Annotated in this window: 13 protein-coding genes; 5 read left to right on the forward strand and 8 right to left on the reverse strand. The window is 62.9% G+C overall.

Annotated elements, in window-relative coordinates; genetic code table 11:
* The 7 genes from pqiB to PJK54_RS00140 form a co-directional block, all read right to left on the reverse strand.
* Positions 1–1,635 (reverse strand): intermembrane transport protein PqiB, encoded by a 1,635-nt coding sequence (gene pqiB, locus PJK54_RS00110; protein ID WP_077372235.1) that lies wholly within the window; start codon positions 1,633–1,635, stop codon positions 1–3.
* Complete coding sequence (locus PJK54_RS00115; RefSeq protein ID WP_077372238.1) at positions 1,632–3,059, reverse strand: paraquat-inducible protein A; 1,428 nt, start codon at positions 3,057–3,059, stop codon at positions 1,632–1,634. The genes pqiB and PJK54_RS00115 overlap by 4 nt, the downstream gene beginning before the upstream one ends.
* A 309-nt stretch (positions 3,060–3,368) precedes the next feature.
* Positions 3,369–6,500, reverse strand: a complete 3,132-nt coding sequence (locus PJK54_RS00120; RefSeq protein WP_077372241.1) for an efflux RND transporter permease subunit — start codon at positions 6,498–6,500, stop codon at positions 3,369–3,371.
* A gap of 101 nt (positions 6,501–6,601) precedes the next feature.
* Complete coding sequence (locus PJK54_RS00125) at positions 6,602–7,810, reverse strand: efflux RND transporter periplasmic adaptor subunit (RefSeq protein ID WP_271301935.1); 1,209 nt, start codon at positions 7,808–7,810, stop codon at positions 6,602–6,604.
* A gap of 316 nt (positions 7,811–8,126) precedes the next feature.
* The gene (locus PJK54_RS00130) at positions 8,127–9,347 is read right to left on the reverse strand and encodes an ArsA family ATPase (RefSeq protein WP_077372247.1); all 1,221 of its coding nucleotides are present in this window, start codon (positions 9,345–9,347) and stop codon (positions 8,127–8,129) included.
* Positions 9,338–9,658 carry a cory-CC-star protein gene (locus PJK54_RS00135; protein ID WP_205632707.1) on the reverse strand — a complete coding sequence of 107 codons (321 nt, stop codon included), beginning with the start codon at positions 9,656–9,658 and terminating at the stop codon, positions 9,338–9,340. The genes PJK54_RS00130 and PJK54_RS00135 overlap by 10 nt, the downstream gene beginning before the upstream one ends.
* On the reverse strand, positions 9,648–11,396 hold the full coding sequence (locus PJK54_RS00140) for a carbon starvation CstA family protein (protein ID WP_077372250.1): 1,749 nt from the start codon (positions 11,394–11,396) through the stop codon (positions 9,648–9,650). Before PJK54_RS00140 ends, PJK54_RS00135 begins: the two co-directional genes overlap by 11 nt.
* 397 nt (positions 11,397–11,793) lie before the next feature.
* On the opposite strand from PJK54_RS00140, the gene coxB reads away from it, so the two are divergent.
* From coxB to PJK54_RS00160, 4 genes are read left to right on the forward strand one after another with little or no spacing between them, the layout of a single operon-like run.
* Positions 11,794–12,954 carry a cytochrome c oxidase subunit II gene (gene coxB, locus PJK54_RS00145; protein ID WP_374700388.1) on the forward strand — a complete coding sequence of 387 codons (1,161 nt, stop codon included), beginning with the start codon at positions 11,794–11,796 and terminating at the stop codon, positions 12,952–12,954.
* A gap of 30 nt (positions 12,955–12,984) precedes the next feature.
* Positions 12,985–14,634 carry a cytochrome c oxidase subunit I gene (gene ctaD / locus PJK54_RS00150; RefSeq protein WP_271301936.1) on the forward strand — a complete coding sequence of 550 codons (1,650 nt, stop codon included), beginning with the start codon at positions 12,985–12,987 and terminating at the stop codon, positions 14,632–14,634.
* 27 nt (positions 14,635–14,661) lie between these two features.
* Positions 14,662–15,255 (forward strand): cytochrome c oxidase assembly protein, encoded by a 594-nt coding sequence (locus PJK54_RS00155; RefSeq protein WP_077372256.1) that lies wholly within the window; start codon positions 14,662–14,664, stop codon positions 15,253–15,255.
* Complete coding sequence (locus tag PJK54_RS00160; RefSeq protein ID WP_077372259.1) at positions 15,252–16,112, forward strand: cytochrome c oxidase subunit 3; 861 nt, start codon at positions 15,252–15,254, stop codon at positions 16,110–16,112. The genes PJK54_RS00155 and PJK54_RS00160 overlap by 4 nt, the downstream gene beginning before the upstream one ends.
* Positions 16,113–16,139: 27 nt before the next feature.
* Here PJK54_RS00160 and PJK54_RS00165 read toward each other — a convergent pair whose 3' ends face one another.
* Positions 16,140–16,331, reverse strand: a complete 192-nt coding sequence (locus PJK54_RS00165) for a DUF2909 domain-containing protein (protein WP_077372262.1) — start codon at positions 16,329–16,331, stop codon at positions 16,140–16,142.
* On the opposite strand from PJK54_RS00165, the gene PJK54_RS00170 reads away from it, so the two are divergent.
* The gene (locus PJK54_RS00170) at positions 16,330–17,157 is read left to right on the forward strand and encodes an SURF1 family protein (RefSeq protein ID WP_271301937.1); all 828 of its coding nucleotides are present in this window, start codon (positions 16,330–16,332) and stop codon (positions 17,155–17,157) included. The two genes, PJK54_RS00165 and PJK54_RS00170, sit on opposite strands and share 2 nt — an antisense overlap.
* Positions 17,158–17,161 lie beyond the last annotated feature (4 nt).

The raw sequence follows: 17,161 nt of genomic DNA on the forward strand, positions 1-17,161 counted from the left end.
TCATTGGGCCCTCGGAATCGGATCACGGGTCGTCGGTTTGTCGAAGATCAGGCTTGAGGGATTCTTCTCCAGCGTGTCGAGCAGCGGCTCGGCCTTCTTGAGCACGCGGTCCAGGCGCTCGAGGTCTCCCTCCAGCTTGCGATAGGCAGAAGACTCCGGTGTCAGGCCATCCAGGGTGCGATTGAGGTTGTCGAGGCTGGTGCTGATGTCGCTCGGCAGCTTCTGTACCTCATCGGAACCCAACAGGGCATCGACATGGCCGGCGGTCTTGTCGAGACGCTTCACCAGGCTCTCGGAGGCCGACAGGGTCTTGTTGAGATTGCCCAGCACCGGCTCGATGTCCAGGCCATTGAGCTTGTCGAGCAGCGCATTGAGCTTGGCTTCCATCTGCGCGAGGCCGCCTGACACGCTGGGCATGACCTCGATGTCATCGAAGGTATCGGTCTTGTACGGCGGTGGATTGTCATAGAAGTCCAGGTCGACGAACAAGGCGCCGGTCAGCAGGTTGCCGGACTTGAGCGTCGCGCGCAGACCACGCTTGAACAGTCGCTCCAGTCGCTTCTCCCACTGCTTGACGCCTTCATCATCGACCTGCCCCTCGAGGCGTTCTGGTTCGATGCGAATCAGCACGGGAATCTCGAAGCTGGAGAGCGTGCGTACCCGCTGATGGGTCAGGCGGTAGGGCACGCTGACCACCGTGCCCAGTCGCACGCCGCGGAATTCCACCGGTGCGCCACGCGACAGGCCGCGCACGGTGTCGTCGACCATGATCACGTAGTCGATGGCCTGATGGAAGCTGCCTTCACGGGCCTCTTCCTGATCGGAATACAGGGTGAAGGAGGTGTTCTCCACCACCGGACGCCCACGTGGCAGGTCTTCGGGGATGCCGAAGGCGACGCCACCGCTCAGTACGCTTTCCAGTGATCCGACATCGACCTGCAAGCCCTGGGAGTCCAGGCGCAGGCTGACCCCGCTGGTGGACCAGAAGCGCGTGGTCGAGGTCACCAGCTCGTTGTAGGGCGAGTCGATGTACAGGGTGTAATGCATTTCCTTCTCGCTGGGGCGGAACTCGCTGGATTCCACGCGCCCCACGACGAAGCCCTCGTAGGTCACGGGGTCGCCATCGGACAGCACGCTGCCATCATTGCTGGTCAGGTCGATGCGCAGCCCCTTGGCGTCCTGGGTCGTGACCGGAGGTTGCTCCAGCGCCACGAAGTGGTCGGCTTCCTCGCGACTGTCGCCGGGCTGCAGCTGGATGTAGGCGCCTGACAGCACGGTATTCAGACCACTGATGCCTTCGCGTCCGATACGCGGCTTGACCACCCACAGACGCGTGTCCTCATTGAGCATGCGCTCGCTGTCCTTGGACATGCGTGCCGTGACGATGGTCTTGTCGAGGTTGTCCGACAGGCGTACGGTTTCGACCTTGCCGACCTCGACGTTACGGGTCTTGATCAAGGTCTTGCCGGCCTCGATACCTTCTGCCGTCTCCATCTCGATGGTGATCTGCGGGCCACGGCTGGCGATGTTGTGCCACACCATCCAGGCACCGATCAGCAATGCCACGATCGGGACGATCCAGATCGGCGAAAGACGGCGTCGGCTTTCACGACGCGCACGAGAGTCATCACTCATAGGTCATCCTGTGACGGTGAATCGATAGGGGAGGAAGCGGGGGAGACCTCACGTTCCTTGCTTGCCTGGAGAAGGCCGCTGGTCGCGACTCGCGCCTCCTGTGGCGTATCCCAGACAAGACGTGGATCAAAGCTCTGGGCGGACAGCATCGTGAGCACCACCACGCTGGCAAAGGACAGCGCTGCCGGCCCCGGGTGCACGGACATCAGGGCGCCCAGCTGGATCAATGCCGCCAGCAGCGCCACCACGAAGACGTCGACCATCGACCAGCGGCCGATGTACTCGGTGATGCGATAGAGCGTGACGCGCGCGCGGGCATGCTGGACCTGCGGGCGTTGCGCACTGAGACACAGCCAGGCGATGGCGATCATCTTGGAGGCCGGCACCAGGATGCTGGCAATGAAGATGACCATCGCGATGGGCCAGTCTCCGTGGGACCACAGCACCACGATACCGCCGGCGATGGTCTGCGGGTCGCTCTCGCCCAGACTCACGGTACTCATGATCGGGAAGAGGTTGGCCGGCAGATACAGTATCAGCGCCGCGATCAACCACGCCCAGGTGCGTTGCAGACTATGTGTCTTGCGCTGATGGACCGGGTCGCCGCAGCGCCGGCAGTTGACGTGCTGGTCCTGCGTGCATTCATTGATCAACCCGCAGCTGTGACAGCTGCCGAGCCCCTGCAGCGCGGCCCCCAGCCCCGGTCTGGCTGTCTCCGGGGCCGGCGGCTCGCCCGCCAGGGCGAACCACATGCGATCACCGTCGATGCTGGCCAGGGTCTTGGTCATCAGCAGGGCGAAGGCACAGAAGGCCCAGAACGACGGGCCGAAGCTGATATCGGCCATGCCGGCGATCTTGACCAGACTCACCATCACGCCCACAAGGAAGACATCGGCCATCATCCAGGGGCGCAGATGGCTGAGCGTTCTGGCAATGCCGCGAATGCCGGGCAACGCCACCTTCAAGCCGATGGCCGTGTGGGTGTAGATCACCCCGATCAGGTAGAGCGCCGGCAGCAGCACGATGGTCAGAATCAGCAGCACCGCCAGCGACGGATACGACTCTGCCGTCAGCGCCGCTGGCGTGTCCACCAGACTGAGGCTGGCGGAGATGCCGCGGGTGGCAAAGGCGATGAACTCGAAGGGCAGCGTCAGCCCCAGCATCAACAGGCACGCCGTCGCCAGTGCCAGGGTGCGCTGGACGGAATGGGCGTGGCGTTGGGCGAAGAGATGATCACAGCGTGGGCAACGCGCCCGCTCGCCGGTCTTGAGCGCCGGAAGGGCCACGACCAGGTCACAGCATTCGCATGCGCGAAGTCGCCGCCGTGAGACGCTGCGCGTGACAGGCGCGAACAGTGTCGGCGGGTCACGTCTTTCCAGGGTATGGCGCGCAAGACGACGCAAGGCAGCTAGAGGACGAGGCATGTCTCTCCTGAATGAAGGGGCGCGTTGGCGCCATGCCGGATGAAGGCGAGTGGCGAGAATGACGAGGGCGAAGTCCGGGTGACTGGCGCCTGCCCCGGCGGCAGGCAAACACTGTTCGATACCTGCATGATGCCGCAAAACTCGCCTCGCACTCAATGCCCGCCAATGCGAAGCATCGCTCACGAGACATCACGGGCACCCGTGCCGTCATCGATCCACCAGACGCATGAACCGACACGCCGCCCGGAGAGGGCGGCGTGCAGGGCCATCACGCGAGGTGACGGCAATGAGGAAGCGTGCGATCAATGCTCAGACAAGATCGTCTTCCTGGCTTGCGGCTTCATGGGCCCGCTTGAGCTCTTTCGGCTCCCCGAACACGCGGCGAACCACCACATAGCAGACCGGCACCAGGAAGATCGCCAGTACCGTGGCCGAGATCATCCCGCCGATCACGCCGTTGCCGATGGCATGACGGCTGGCCGCACCGGCACCGGTCGAGATGGCCAGTGGCACGGCCCCCAGGGTGAAGGCCATGGAGGTCATCAGGATCGGGCGCAGACGCATGCGTACCGCTTCCATGGTGGCGTCGATCAGTGAGCGGCCCTGGACCTCGAGGTCCTTGGCGAATTCGACGATCAGGATCGCATTCTTCGCCGAGAGCCCGATGGTGGTCACCAGGCCGACCTGGAAGTAGACGTCATTGTCCAGGCCACGCAGCCAGGTGGCGAGCAGGGCGCCGAGCACCCCCAGCGGGACGACCAGCATGACGGAGAACGGAATGCTCCAGCTCTCGTAGAGCGCGGCCAGACACAGGAAGACGAAGACCAGCGAGATGGCATACAGGTAAGGTGCCATGCCACTGCTCTGGGATTCCTGCAGCGAGATGCCGGTCCACTCCAGCGCCACGCCACCGCCCAGCTCATCGACCATGCTCTGCATCGCTGCCATGGCTTCCCCGGTGGAGTAACCTTCCGCTGCGGTGCCCAGCAGTTCCATCGCGGAGACCCCGTTGTAACGTTGCAGCTGGGGTGAGCCGAAGGTCCAGCTACCGGTGGCGATGCTCGACAGCGGGATCATCTCGCCCGCGCTGTTATTGACGTACCATTTGTTCAGGTCATCGGGTTGCATGCGGGCCTCTGCCTGCCCCTGCACGTAGACCTTCTTGGTGCGGCCATTGTCTAGGTAGTCATTGACGTAGCTGGAGCCCCAGGCCGTGGAGAGCGTGGTGTAGACATCGGAAAGATCAATGCCCATGGCGGTGGCCTTGAGTTCATTGATCTTGACGTTGTACTGGGGTCTGTCTTCCAGTCCATTGGGGCGCAGGCCGGTGACGGCCGGGTTCTGAGCGGCCATGCCCATCAACTTGTTGCGCGCCTGTGTCAGTGCCTCATGTCCGATGCCGCCTCGGTCCACCAGCATCATGTCAAAGCCGGTGGCATTCCCCAGCTCGCGAATGGAGGGCGGGTTGACGGCGAAGGCGAGAGCGCCTTTCAAGGTATTGAAATAGGCCTGAGCCTTGCCCACGACATCGAATGCCGAGCGCTCGCGCTCATCCCAGGGCTTCATGTTGACGAAGGCCAGACCCATGTTCTGGCCGCTGCCGGCGAAACTGAAGCCTGCCACGCTGAAGACCTGGATGACGGCATCGGACTGGTCGACCAGGAAGTGATGCTCAAGCTTCTTCATCACCTCGACGGTTTCCTGCTGGGTCGAACCGGCCGGCAGCACCACCTGGTTGAAAATGTTGCCCTGGTCTTCATCCGGCAGGAAGCCGGAGGAAATCTGGGTAAAGAGTGCGCCGCAGCCGAAGACGACCAGCACATAGACGATCATCGAGCGCCCGGTGCGCTTGAGCATCCCTTGGACACCCTTCTGATAGCGCGCGTTGGAGCGGTCAAAGGCACGGTTGAACAAGCCGAAGAAACCGGTGGTCTTCTCCTTGGTCGGCCTGAGCAGCGTGGCGCACAGGGCCGGTGTCAAGATCAACGCGACCAGCACGGACAGCACCATCGCGGCCACGATGGTCACCGAGAACTGTCGATAGATCGCACCCGTGGTACCGGGGAAGAAGGCCATCGGGATGAACACGGAAGACAGCACGAGCCCGATACCGACCAGGGCGCCGGTGATCTGCCCCATGGACTTGCGTGTCGCCTCGAGCGGCGAGAGCTTTTCCTCATGCATCACGCGCTCGACGTTCTCTACCACCACGATGGCGTCATCTACCAGTAGCCCGATCGCCAACACCATGGCGAACATCGTCAGGGTGTTGATGGAATAGCCGAACAGCTCAAGGATGCCGAAGGTGCCAAGCAGCACGACGGGTACGGCGATGGTGGGGATGAGGGTGGCCCGGAAGTTCTGCAGGAACAGCAGCATCACCAGGAAGACGAGGCCGATGGCCTCCAGCAGCGTCATCACCACTTCTTCGATGGACAGCTTGATGAAGGGGGAGGTGTCATAGGGCACCTTGTAGGAGACCCCTTCCGGGAAATAGGGCGCCAGTTCGTCAAGACGCTGCTTCACTGCTTCCACGGTATCCAGCGCATTGGCCCCTGAAGACAGCATGACCCCCATGCCGGCGGCAGGCTTGCCGTTGTAACGTGTGATGACACTGTAGCTTTCCGCGCCCTTTTCCACGCGTGCGACGTCTTTCAGGTAAACCTGTGAGCCGTCTGCCTGTGTCTTGAGCAGAATGTTGCCGAACTCCTCCGGTGTCTGCAGCAGAGTTCGTGCCACGATGGTGGCGTTGAGCTGTTGTCCTGCCTCTGCCGGCAGGTTGCCGAGCTGACCGGATGTGGTCTGGCTGTTCTGTGTGTCGATGGCTGCCGTGATGTCACTGGGCGTCAGGGAATAGTTGTTGAGCTTGGCCGGATCAAGCCAGATGCGCATGGCACCGGGGGCTCCCAGCAGGCGGGTCTCACCGACCCCATTGACACGCGCAATCTCGTCCTGGACGTTGGATGATACGTAATCGGCAAGCTCCTGGTTGGTCATGCTGTCGTCGTCCGAGACGAAGGCCATGGCCATCAGGAAGCTCGAGGAGGATTTGGTGACTTCGATACCTGCCGTCTGCACGCTGGTGGGCAGTCTCGCCTCAGCCAGTGACAGCTTGTTCTGCACCTGCACCTGGGCGATGTCGGAGTCCGTCCCGCTGGCGAAGGTCAGCGTGATGGCGGCACTGCCCGTGGAGTCCGAGGTCGAGGACATGTAAAGCAGGTTGTCGATCCCGGTCATCTGCTGCTCGATGACCTGGGTGACGGTGTTCTGAACCGTCTCGGCAGAGGCACCGGTGTAGGTGGCCTGAATCTTGATGCTGGGCGGGGCCAGTGACGGATACTGCTCGATAGGCAGCTTCAGAATGCTCAGCGTACCGCCTAGCATCACGATGATGGCGAGCACCCAGGCAAAGATGGGGCGATCGATGAAGAATCTGACCATGACGTTTGGGGCTCCTGAAACGTCGTTCGGGACATGCGACAGGTCCTGACCTTGCGGTCAGCATCATCAAGATGACCTGTCGCCCTGGTGTGCGACGAGGATCAGGCGGCCGGACTTTCGTTGCCGCCGTTCGAGCCCGTTGTCTCATCTTCCGCCACCGTGACGGTGGCACCTTCCTGGATCTTCTGCAGGCCACTGGTGATGACCCTGTCTCCCGTCTTCAGGCCTTGGAGGACGATCCACTGGTGATCGATGGCCTGGCCGGTCACCAGTTCACGGCTTTCCACCTTGTTCTCATCGTTGATCACCAGCGCTGTGGCCTTGCCGCCACTGTCGCGGCTGACCGCCTTCTGCGGTACCAGGATGGCATTTCTGGCCACTGACTCGACCAGACGTGCCTTCACGAACATACCGGGCAGCAGGAGTTCATCCGGATTCGGGAACAGTGCCCGCAATGTCACCATGCCGGTGCTTTGATCGACGCTGACATCGGTGAACTGGAGCTTGCCCTGATGCTCGTAGCGGCTGCCATCGTCGAAGATCAGTTCCACCATGGCCATGTCGGGAGCGGACGCGGCCTTGCCGTTGCTGGCCAGCTCACGCTTGATTCTGAGGATGTCATTGGCCGATTGGGTCACGTCGACATAGATCGGGTCCAGTTGCTGAATCGTCGCCAGAGCGGTGTCCTGGCTGGCAGTGACCAAGGCCCCCTTGGTGACGCTGGATTTGCCGATTCGCCCACTGATGGCGGCTTTCACGGTGGTGTAGTCGAGGTTGATCTGGGCACTCTTGAGAGCTGCCTTGGCGGAGGTGACATCCGCCGTGTCTTCACCGACGGTGGCGATGGCGTCATCGTAATCCTGCTGACTGACCATCTTGCGTGCCACCAGCGTCTTGTAGCGTTTCGCCTGCAGCTGCGAGGTATGCAGCGTAGCCTGGGCACGCTCAAGACTGGCCTTGGCACTATCCACGTCCGCCTGATAGGTGCGCGGATCGATGTGATAGAGCACCTGACCTTCCTCGACCACGCTGCCTTCAGTGAAATCACGCGACTGGATGACACCACCGACCTGTGGGCGAACCTCGGAGGACTGGTAGGCGCTGGTGCGGCCTGCCAGTTCATTGGTGATCGGGATGTCCTGAGCAGTGACCGTGAGAGCTTCGACTTCCGTGGCACGTGGGGCGCTCTGGACCTGAGCGGAGGACGGGTCAGCATCCCCGCTCTCATTGCAGCCCGTCAGCAAGGCGCCCATCAACAGCAGGCCTGCAGACCACAAGGCCGGGCGGCGCTGAATGCGGAGTTTCGGCAAGCGCCTCGATGGGCGGAGGTGACTCGGAGAAGTCGAGACCATGGAGAATCCTCAATGATGTTCTGCTGCACGAATACGTGACCACCGCCCTGAAGGCCAGTTGCCGACAGTGGGAGGCGAAGCGAATAAAGTGTTTAGCCAGCTATTCTATCGGAAGGGCATGACATATGTATGCACTTATTGTGCAACCCTCGGGGCGTGTCCTGTCAGGCAGGCTGAAAACGGCTTGCGGAGCTGGCACCGGCAGGTTCTCTGGTCAGCTGCGGGCCGTGATGGGGACGGTCCAGCCCTGAGGGTGAGCAGAGGCGGAGATGATTCACCTCTGGTGCTGCGGGCGATGTGCCGAAGTGCACGTCGTGGGATGGGGAGACCTGGCTTGACAGCATGAGCTGGCGTGGCGCCACGGGCGGAACGTCGAGAGTGCCGTGATCAGGGGGGCGAGGCTCCTCCTGTCTTCCGGCAGGCGTGACTGACGTGACAGGCGCAGGCAGGGGCGATCAACGAAGGCGTCCTCCAATCTGGCCGCCCAGTGTTGCTGCTGTTCTCTCCAGCTCGCGACCCAGTCAGCCTGTGCTTCCCCGGAGGAGGGCGAGCTTGCGCCCAACACCTCTGACGAGGCGTCCGGCAGGCACTGATTGATGATCAGGCCGCCGACGGCCAGACCATGTGCTTCCAGCGCGTCTCGTGTTCGAGTTGTCTCCAGGCACGGCAGCTTCTCTGGCGTACTGACCAGAATGACGCGCGCCCGGCTGGCATCCGTCAGGCACCGACGCAGCGCTTTGTAGCGGGTACGACGTTGCTCCAGCGCTTCGCTGATCGGGTCTTCGGGGGCAGAGGATCCGGTCTCGCTGGCGGTGGCTGTCTGCTGGCTGTCCAGCCACAGGCTGCGCTCCGCGACGGCTCGCCGGCGCTGGCCCAGCATGCCTTCCAGCCAGCCGCCCAGCACCTCCGGCAAGCTCAGCAGTCGGATGGTGTGCCCGCTGGGAGCCGTATCGAACAGGATGTGTCGATACGATGAGCTGTCCGGTGCCAGTGGGGCCGGCGGGGTAAGGATGATCTCGACCAGCGCATCGAAGAGCGCCGCTTCACTGGTGCCCGGCGCATGGCGTGCGAGTGCCAGCTGGCGCATCACCGTGGCGCTGCGCTCCCCGCTGACCAGTGGCGCGATGCGTTGGCGTACCTCCTCGAGATAGCGCTCGCACTCCTGTTCGGGGTCCAGCTCCATCACATCCAGGCACGCCGCGATGGCGCGCGGTCTGCCTCCCAGATCCCCGAACAGATCGCCCAGATTGTGCGCCGGGTCCGTCGACACCAGCAGTGTCGGCTCGCCTTTCTCTGCCAGCGCCAATGCCTGCGCCGCCGCGCAGCTGGTCTTGCCGACACCGCCCTTGCCGCCGAAGAACCAGATCTCGGGGCGGGGGATGGCGCCTTCCTCTTGGGTCTCACGCACCCTGCCGAGGTCGGAGCGGCCTTCGGCTGCATGCGTGCGTCGAGTCCCATCCTGTCGGCGACGCCGCCTGAGCCAGTTCAGCAGCATTTGATCCCTTCCAGCGGTGAATGCTCAAGTCCCTGGCGCAGGTGCCAGTCGTGCATGCGCTCCAGCATCAGCGGCAGCATCTCCAGTGAGACGGCGGGTGCCGGATTGGGGATGCCCATCAGCTCGGCGAAGCTCATCATCATGAAGATGTCTTCCTCCTCGCGGGCGAGCTGCGCCAGGTCACGCTGCTGATTGACGCGCAGCATGGCCTCCCAGCCATCCCGCAGCCCTGCGGCACCTGTCAGCAGGCGCCTCGTCAGTCCGGGGTGTCGTGGCGAGCGCGTCACGCGGGAGTCGTCATCAGCTCTCATGGGCGCTCACCTGAGCGGGTGCCTTCAGGCTGCGGCTGGCCTCCAGCAGAATCCACAGCGCGAACACCATGATCAGGCTGCCGAAGGTGAACAGCAGCCATTGCGGGTCGTTGCTGCCCATGCCGGACCAGTCCAGGACTACCTGCTGCACCATCGCCCACAGGGTCATGATCATCAGGAAGACCATCGGAGCCAGGGTGTAGATCACCGGGCGTCCCTGACGCTTGAGCCAGACCGAGATCAGCATCAGCGAGATCCCTGCCAGCAGCTGGTTGCTGGTCCCGAACAGCGGCCACAGCAGATAGCCGCCGGAACCGAAGCCCTTGGGCCCCTGCGGCAGGATGACCAGCGCGGCGCTGGAGATGACCGCGATGCTGGTCGCGACGTGCTTGTGGCTGAGTGCCGGCATGCCGTACTCGCTGCCCAGCTCCGCGATGATGTAGCGCATCAGACGTACCGCGGAATCCAGTGTGGTGGCCGCGAAACTCACCACGATGACCGCCACCAGGGTACTGCCGATGCTGGCCGGCAGGCCAAGGTGCGAGATCAGCTGTCCTGCACCCTCCACGAAGCTGGAGAGCCCGTTGGCACCGGCGGCGGCGAAGCTTGAATAGGTGGCGGTGAAATCGGCCTGGGTCCCGAAGAGGGTCGCTACCGCGATGATGGAAATCAGCGCCAGCATGCCTTCGCCCAGTGCGCCGGTGTAGCCGATCATGCGTGCATCCGGCTCATGGGCAAGCTGCTTGGAGGTGGTCCCCGAGGCGACCAGTCCATGGAAGCCCGAGATCGCGCCGCAGGCGATGGTGATGAACAGCAGCGGATAGAAGGACATCTCGGCTTCGGTGTTGTAGGCCGGCGCCGTGAGATGTGGGCCGCCCACGGCGAGCCCCAGATACAGCAGCACCAGCCCGACCACCAGCTGATGGGAATTGATGGTGTCGCGCGGTTGCAGCAGCTTCCACACCGGCAGCACCGAGGCGATGTAGACATAGGCCATCAGCACGACGATCCACACCAGGAAGGCACTGGAGATCGGTGAGAGGCCGAACAGCAAGGTGCCATCCTCGCCGCCTGCCATGGCGGTGAAGGTGCCGGCAAGATCAATCTGCAAGAATTCGTACTGGCCGGCCAGCAGGGCAGCGGCATACATCACCAGCAGCGCCAGTATCGAGGGCAACAGCATCTTGCCGCCACGCCGATAGACACGATGGCCGATCCAGACCGCCAGCGGAATCTGGATGAGCACCGACAGCACGCTGGCCGGGAAGTTGATGAACAGGTTGGCGATCACCCAGGCGAACACCGCGTTCAGCATCAGCACCAGAATCAGGATGATGAACAGGAACAACAGCTTGGCGCGCTTGCCGATCAGCTTGTCCGCCAGCGTGCCGATGGACTGGCCACGATGACGCGCCGAGAGCGTCAAGGTACCGAAGTCATGGACTCCCGCGGCAAACAGGCTGCCCAGCACGACCCACAGCACCGCCGGCAGCCAGCCCCAGTAGACGGCGATCGCCGGCCCGACGATGGGCGCTGCACCGGCGACCGAGGTGAAGTGGTGGCCCCAGAGTATCCAGCGATTGGTCGGCAGGTAGTCGGTGTCATCGCGCAGCGCATGGGCGGGAGTCACGTAATCGGGGTCGAGACGGAAGATGCGTTCCGCCAGAAAGCGCGAGTAGAAGCGATAACCGATGGCAAAGGCGAGACAGCCGAACAGGGCGAGCCAGATGGCGTTCATGGGGCGTTCCAGTAGGCGTGTGAGTGGGGCGACGGCAGTGCATGGCGTGTCATCGGCGTGACGCTAACATCTATATTTGCGCATATAACTTCGCCATTGGTCGCCCCGGGCTGACCCGACGTGGACCCTGTCTGCAAGCGCAGGCAAGCAGTTGGAATACACGCGGTGCGTGGAGACATCGCGGAAGTCGCCCGGGGCCCTGCCGGCGCTTGTCTGGTGGAACCGCGTAGCCGCTGTTGCACTTCCTCGCCTTGCGACCAAGGAGTATCAGTGGGTTGATCCACGCGACCTTGTGTTCCGCCCAGCTCTTCTATACTTCAAGCAAGTCGGAGCACAGGGAGTCGCTCATTGCCGTCATCCGGATGAGGCTCTCGATAACAATGACAAGGAGGCGCCGATGTCGTGGATCGCGGAATGCCTTTCCCGTGTCACCGCACTCCGGTGGCGGCGATCGTGGCGCCCGTTGGCGGCGGTGTCACTGATGGGGCTCGTTCCCGCGGCATGGGGAGTCGAATACAACATGCCGGTCGGCGTCACGGCCGTCAGTCGCGAGATCCACTCCCTGCACATGATCATCTTCTGGATCTGTGTGGTCATCGGGATCGTGGTGTTCGGTGTGATGGGGTACGCGATGGTCAAGCATCGCAAGTCGCGTGGTGCGGTCGCGGCCAGCTTCCACGAGAACACCCGCATCGAGATTCTATGGACCGCCATCCCGTTGCTGATCCTGGTGGTGATGGCAGTTCCCGCCACCGCCACCCTCAAGGACATGTACGACGCCTCCGAATCGGCGCTTGACGTGAAGATCACCGGGCACCAATGGCGCTGGCAATATGAGTATCTGGGCGAGGATGTCGCCTTCACCTCAAGTCTCGCGACCCCGCGCGAGCAGATCAACAACACCGCCGCCAAGGGCGAGCATTACCTGCTGGAAGTCGACAATCCGCTGGTGCTGCCCATCAATCGCAAGGTGCGCTTCCTGACGACGTCCTCCGATGTCATCCACTCCTGGTGGGTGCCGGACTTCGGCGTCAAGAAGGACGCCATCCCCGGCTTCATCAACGAGGCCTGGACCCGCATCGAGACACCCGGCACCTATCGCGGCCAATGCACCGAGCTGTGCGGCAAGGACCACGGTTTCATGCCGGTGGTGGTCGAGGCGCTGCCGGAGGCCGAATTCGACGAGTGGCTGATCGCACGCAAGGCCGAGGCCGAAGCGTCACGCAATGATGCCGGACGCGACTGGAGTCTCGAGGAGTTGATGGAGAAGGGCGAGAAGACCTACGCCACCATCTGCTCCGCCTGCCACCAGCCGGATGGACAGGGCATGCCCCCGGCATTCCCCTCATTGGTGGGGAGTGCCATCGTCACGCAGGACATGCAGGCGCACATCGATATCGTGGTGAACGGCAAGGCAGGCACGCCCATGGCGGCCTTCGCCGATGTGCTCAGTCCGGTCGAGCTTGCGGCTGTCATCACCTATGAGCGCAATGCCTGGGGCAACGATACCGGCGAGCTGGTACAGCCAGCCGTCATCAAGGAACAGCTGTCTCAATAGCGTGCAAGCGACGCATTCAGGAGGCGTGTCATGGCCAGTGAACAGCCACGCAAGGCGGTACTTCAGGCCAGCGAGAGCGAGGGGACCGCCGGCGGCTCCCGTGCGGGAGGAGGCCATGGCACCGCGCCGCGCGGCATGCTGCGCTGGCTATTGACCACCAACCACAAGGATATCGGCACGCTCTATCTGATCTTCTCGCTGAGCATGCTGTTCATCGGCGGCATCATGGCACTGGTGATCCGTACCGAGCTCTTTCAGCCCGGCCTGCAGATGGTGCAGCCGGAGTTCTTCAACCAGATGACCACCATGCATGGGCTGATCATGGTGTTCGGTGCCATCATGCCGGCCTTCACGGGACTGGCCAACTGGATGATTCCGTTGCAGATCGGCGCCCCTGACATGGCGCTGCCGCGTCTCAACAACTTCAGCTTCTGGCTGTTGCCGGTCGCCTTCCTGCTGTTGCTTTCCACCCTGTTGATGGAGGGCGGGGGCCCCAACTTCGGCTGGACCTTCTACGCACCGCTTTCCACCACCTATGCGCCGCCTTCGACCAGCTTCTTCATCTTCTCGCTGCACATCGCCGGCATCAGCTCGATTCTCGGCGCCATCAACATCATCGCCACCATCCTCAATCTGCGTGCGCCGGGCATGCGCCTGATGGACATGCCGCTGTTCGTCTGGACCTGGTTGATCACCGCTTTCCTGCTGATCGCGGTGATGCCGGTGCTGGCGGGTGCCATCACCATGATGCTGTTCGACATCAATTTCGGCACCAGTTACTTCAATGCCGCAGGCGGGGGAGACCCGGTGCTGTTCCAGCATCTGTTCTGGTTCTTCGGCCATCCCGAGGTCTACATCATGATCCTGCCGGCCTTTGGCATCGTGTCCGCCATCGTGCCGACCTTCTCGCGCAAGCGATTGTTCGGCTACGCCTCGATGGTCTACGCCACCGGCTCCATCGCCATCATGTCCTTCCTGGTCTGGGCGCATCACATGTTCGCCGTCGGCCTGCCATTGGTGGCGGAACTGTTCTTCATGTACACGACGATGCTGATCGCGGTGCCGACCGGCGTGAAGGTCTTCAACTGGATCGCCACCATGTTCCGCGGCTCATTAAGCTTCGAGCCCCCGATGCTGTTTGCCATCGCCTTCATCGTCCAGTTCACCATCGGCGGCTTCTCGGGGTTGATGCTGGCCATCGCGCCAGCGGATTTCCAGTATCACGACACCTATTTCGTGGTGGCCCATTTCCATTACGTGCTGGTGCCTGGCGCGTTGTTCGCGATTCTCGCCGGGGCCTATTACTGGCTACCCAAGTGGACTGGCTTCTATCCCCACGAGGGGCTCTCGAAATGGCATTTCTGGATGTCGGTCATCGGCGTCAATCTCACCTTCTTCCCGATGCACTTCTCGGGGCTGGCCGGCATGCCACGGCGCATTCCGGATTACGCGCTGCAATTCGCCGACTTCAACATGCTGTCCAGTATCGGGGCCTTCCTGTTCGGTATCTCGCAGCTGCTGTTCCTGGTCGTGATCATCAAGTGCGCGCGCGGCGGTGTCAGGGCGCCAGCCAAGGCCTGGGAAGGGGCGGTGGATCTTGAGTGGAGCGTGCCAAGCCCGGCACCGCTGCATACCTTCGAGATACCGCCGCAGACCCGCGATGGTCAGATCATCCGCTGAGCGATAGCCAGTGGCCAGGAGAGTGACATGTCCTCACGCGATCACGCAGCACAGCAACAGGCGGTGGCACGTACCGTGCGGCGCACGCTGCTGGCGCTGGTCGGGATGCTGGGCTTCGCCTTCGCGCTGGTGCCGCTCTATGACGTCTTCTGCAATCTCACGGGCCTCAATGGCAAGGCCGCCAGTCAGGCCAGGGCTGCGGTGGCCATGGAGATCGACGAGAGCCGTTGGGTCTCGGTGCGCTTCATCACCCAGCAGGGACAGGGTCTGCCCTGGACACTCGAGGCGCTGGATGAGCAGTTCCGCATCCACCCCGGTGGCCAGTACCGCGCACGCTTCGTGTTCACCAATCACGCCGATCATCCGGTGCGTGGTCGTGCGGTCCCCAGCGTCAGTCCTGCCGAGGGCTCGCTGCATCTGCGCAAGATCATGTGTTTCTGCTTTCAGGAACAGACGCTGGCGGCGGGAGAGCGGCGTGAGTTGCCGCTGGTCTTCCAGGTGGACCCGGATCTCCCCGAGGGCATTCGCGACCTGACGCTGGCCTATACCCTTTACCCGGTCACGATGCCGTCGATGCCGGCGGGCGACCTGGCAGAGAACTCTGCAGGAGGTGAACGATGAGCGGTGGCAGCTATTACGTTCCGGCACACAGTGCCTGGCCCATCCTCGGTGTGCTGGCCGTGGGTGGGATGATGATCGGCACGGGAATCTGGATGGTGCATGGCAGCGCCGCCTGGTTGTCAGGCATCGGCATGCTGGCCGTGGTGCTGGTGATGGCAGGATGGTTTCGCGATGTCGTTCGCGAGTCGATGGGCGGCCTTTACGACGATCAGATGGACCGCTCGTTTCGTTGGGGCATGGCGTGGTTCATCTTCTCTGAACTGATGTTCTTCGCAGCCTTCTTCGGCGCGTTGTTCTACGTACGAACTTTCGCGTTGCCATGGCTGGATGGCGAGGGTGCCAAGGGCGTGACGGCCCTGTTGTGGCCTGATTTCACGGCCAGCTGGCCCTTGATGAATCCGCCGGATGCCAGCATTGCCGGACCGAAGGAAGTGCTGTCCCCCTGGCAGTTGCCGCTGGCCAATACGCTGCTGCTGGTCAGTTCCAGTGTCACCCTGACGGTGGCCCATGAGGCGCTGAAGATGGGATATCGCCGCACGGCGCGCAACTGGCTGGCGGGTACCGTGACGCTTGGGGTGTGCTTCCTGCTGTTGCAGGGGCTCGAATATTACGAGGCCTGGCATCATCTGGGGCTGACGCTTCAAGCCGGTGTCTATGGCGGTACCTTCTTCCTGCTGACCGGCTTTCATGGCCTGCATGTCACCATCGGCACCGTGATCCTGATCGTGATGCTGGTTCGGGTGATTCGCGGTCATTTTTCCCGCGAGCGCCATTTCGCCTTCGAGGCGGCTGCCTGGTATTGGCACTTCGTCGATGCGGTGTGGATCGGCCTGTTTCTGTTCGTCTACGTGTTCTGAGGCAGGCCGAAGAGCGTCGAGCGCGAGTCAGTTCAGCATTCCGGTGGAGAAGCCCATGACCAGCAGAATCACCAGACAGACCGCCAGGCCCACTCGCCACTTGAGAGACGTCAGCAGGCGTCGACTGCGGCTGCCGTCGTGTAACAGAAAGCCGGCTCCGGCGATGAGACTTGCCAGCATGCCGACGAAGACCAGCGCGATCAGCGATTTGAGCAGCATGTCACCTCCCGGGGCGCAGACGTTGTCAGGCGAGGGCAAGGCTCTCGCTCGCCCCGTATCTGACAGTCGAGCCCATCCGACGGACAAGCGCAAGTCGGCGATGACAGCGCTGGCGTCACCGGAGGCGCCGCAGGAGCGATGTGTCGGGCGAGGCTGGTGGCTGTTCTGGGGATGTCTGATCGTGCTGGGCCTGTGTCTGTGCAGTTGGCAGGTGATGCGTGGCCAGGCGCGAGCCCAGCATCTGGAAGATACGGCCAGTGCGCCGGAACTGGTGATGCCGACGGCACCGCCAGCGAGTGCCAGCCTGATCGAGCTGCAGGGCGAGTGGCTCGCGAAGCACAGCCTGTTGCTGGATAACCGGACGTTGGACAAGCGCCATGGCGTGGCGGTGCTCACGCCTTTCAGGTCCCGGGATGGCCGCTGGTGGCTGGTGGAGCGGGGCTTCGTGGCATCGCCAGCGCCACGTGCGGACCCGGAGTTCACCACCCCTGAAGGCTCTCTGGTGATCAGGGGTCGCTGGCAGTGGTTGAACGGCCAGGGGACCAGCGGTGGGCCACTGTTCGGCCCCAACCGGGAGGGGCAGCGGTTGCAGCAGGTGGATCTGAGTGCCTGGAAGGCGCTTGGTGCTCCGGCGTTTGCCGGCATCGTGCATCAGACCGGCGGTGCGGGAAGGTTCTTGCCCTGGTGGCAGCCGAGCAACATGACGCCTGAGCGCCATTACGCCTATGCCCTGCAGTGGCTGGGGCTCAGTCTCGGTGCGGCGGTGGTGATGATCGTGGGCGCGCGCCGCCAACGACAGGCCGCGCTGCGTCAGCGCCAGGTCTAGCGAG

Origin of the sequence: Cobetia sp. MMG027, assembly GCF_027947415.1 — a bacterium.
GTDB classification, from domain to species: domain Bacteria; phylum Pseudomonadota; class Gammaproteobacteria; order Pseudomonadales; family Halomonadaceae; genus Cobetia; species Cobetia marina.

Coding starts and splice junctions, on each gene's coding strand:
- pqiB (WP_077372235.1), bottom strand. CDS start 1,635: ATGAGTGATGACTCTCGTGCGCGTCGTGAAAGCCGACGCCGTCTTTCG.
- PJK54_RS00120 (WP_077372241.1), bottom strand. CDS start 6,500: ATGGTCAGATTCTTCATCGATCGCCCCATCTTTGCCTGGGTGCTCGCC.
- PJK54_RS00165 (WP_077372262.1), bottom strand. CDS start 16,331: ATGCTGCTCAAATCGCTGATCGCGCTGGTCTTCGTCGGCATGCTGGCA.
- ctaD (WP_271301936.1), top strand. CDS start 12,985: ATGGCCAGTGAACAGCCACGCAAGGCGGTACTTCAGGCCAGCGAGAGC.
- PJK54_RS00115 (WP_077372238.1), bottom strand. CDS start 3,059: ATGCCTCGTCCTCTAGCTGCCTTGCGTCGTCTTGCGCGCCATACCCTG.
- coxB (WP_374700388.1), top strand. CDS start 11,794: ATGTCGTGGATCGCGGAATGCCTTTCCCGTGTCACCGCACTCCGGTGG.
- PJK54_RS00135 (WP_205632707.1), bottom strand. CDS start 9,658: ATGAGAGCTGATGACGACTCCCGCGTGACGCGCTCGCCACGACACCCC.
- PJK54_RS00160 (WP_077372259.1), top strand. CDS start 15,252: ATGAGCGGTGGCAGCTATTACGTTCCGGCACACAGTGCCTGGCCCATC.
- PJK54_RS00155 (WP_077372256.1), top strand. CDS start 14,662: ATGTCCTCACGCGATCACGCAGCACAGCAACAGGCGGTGGCACGTACC.
- PJK54_RS00140 (WP_077372250.1), bottom strand. CDS start 11,396: ATGAACGCCATCTGGCTCGCCCTGTTCGGCTGTCTCGCCTTTGCCATC.
- PJK54_RS00130 (WP_077372247.1), bottom strand. CDS start 9,347: ATGCTGCTGAACTGGCTCAGGCGGCGTCGCCGACAGGATGGGACTCGA.
- PJK54_RS00170 (WP_271301937.1), top strand. CDS start 16,330: ATGTCACCTCCCGGGGCGCAGACGTTGTCAGGCGAGGGCAAGGCTCTC.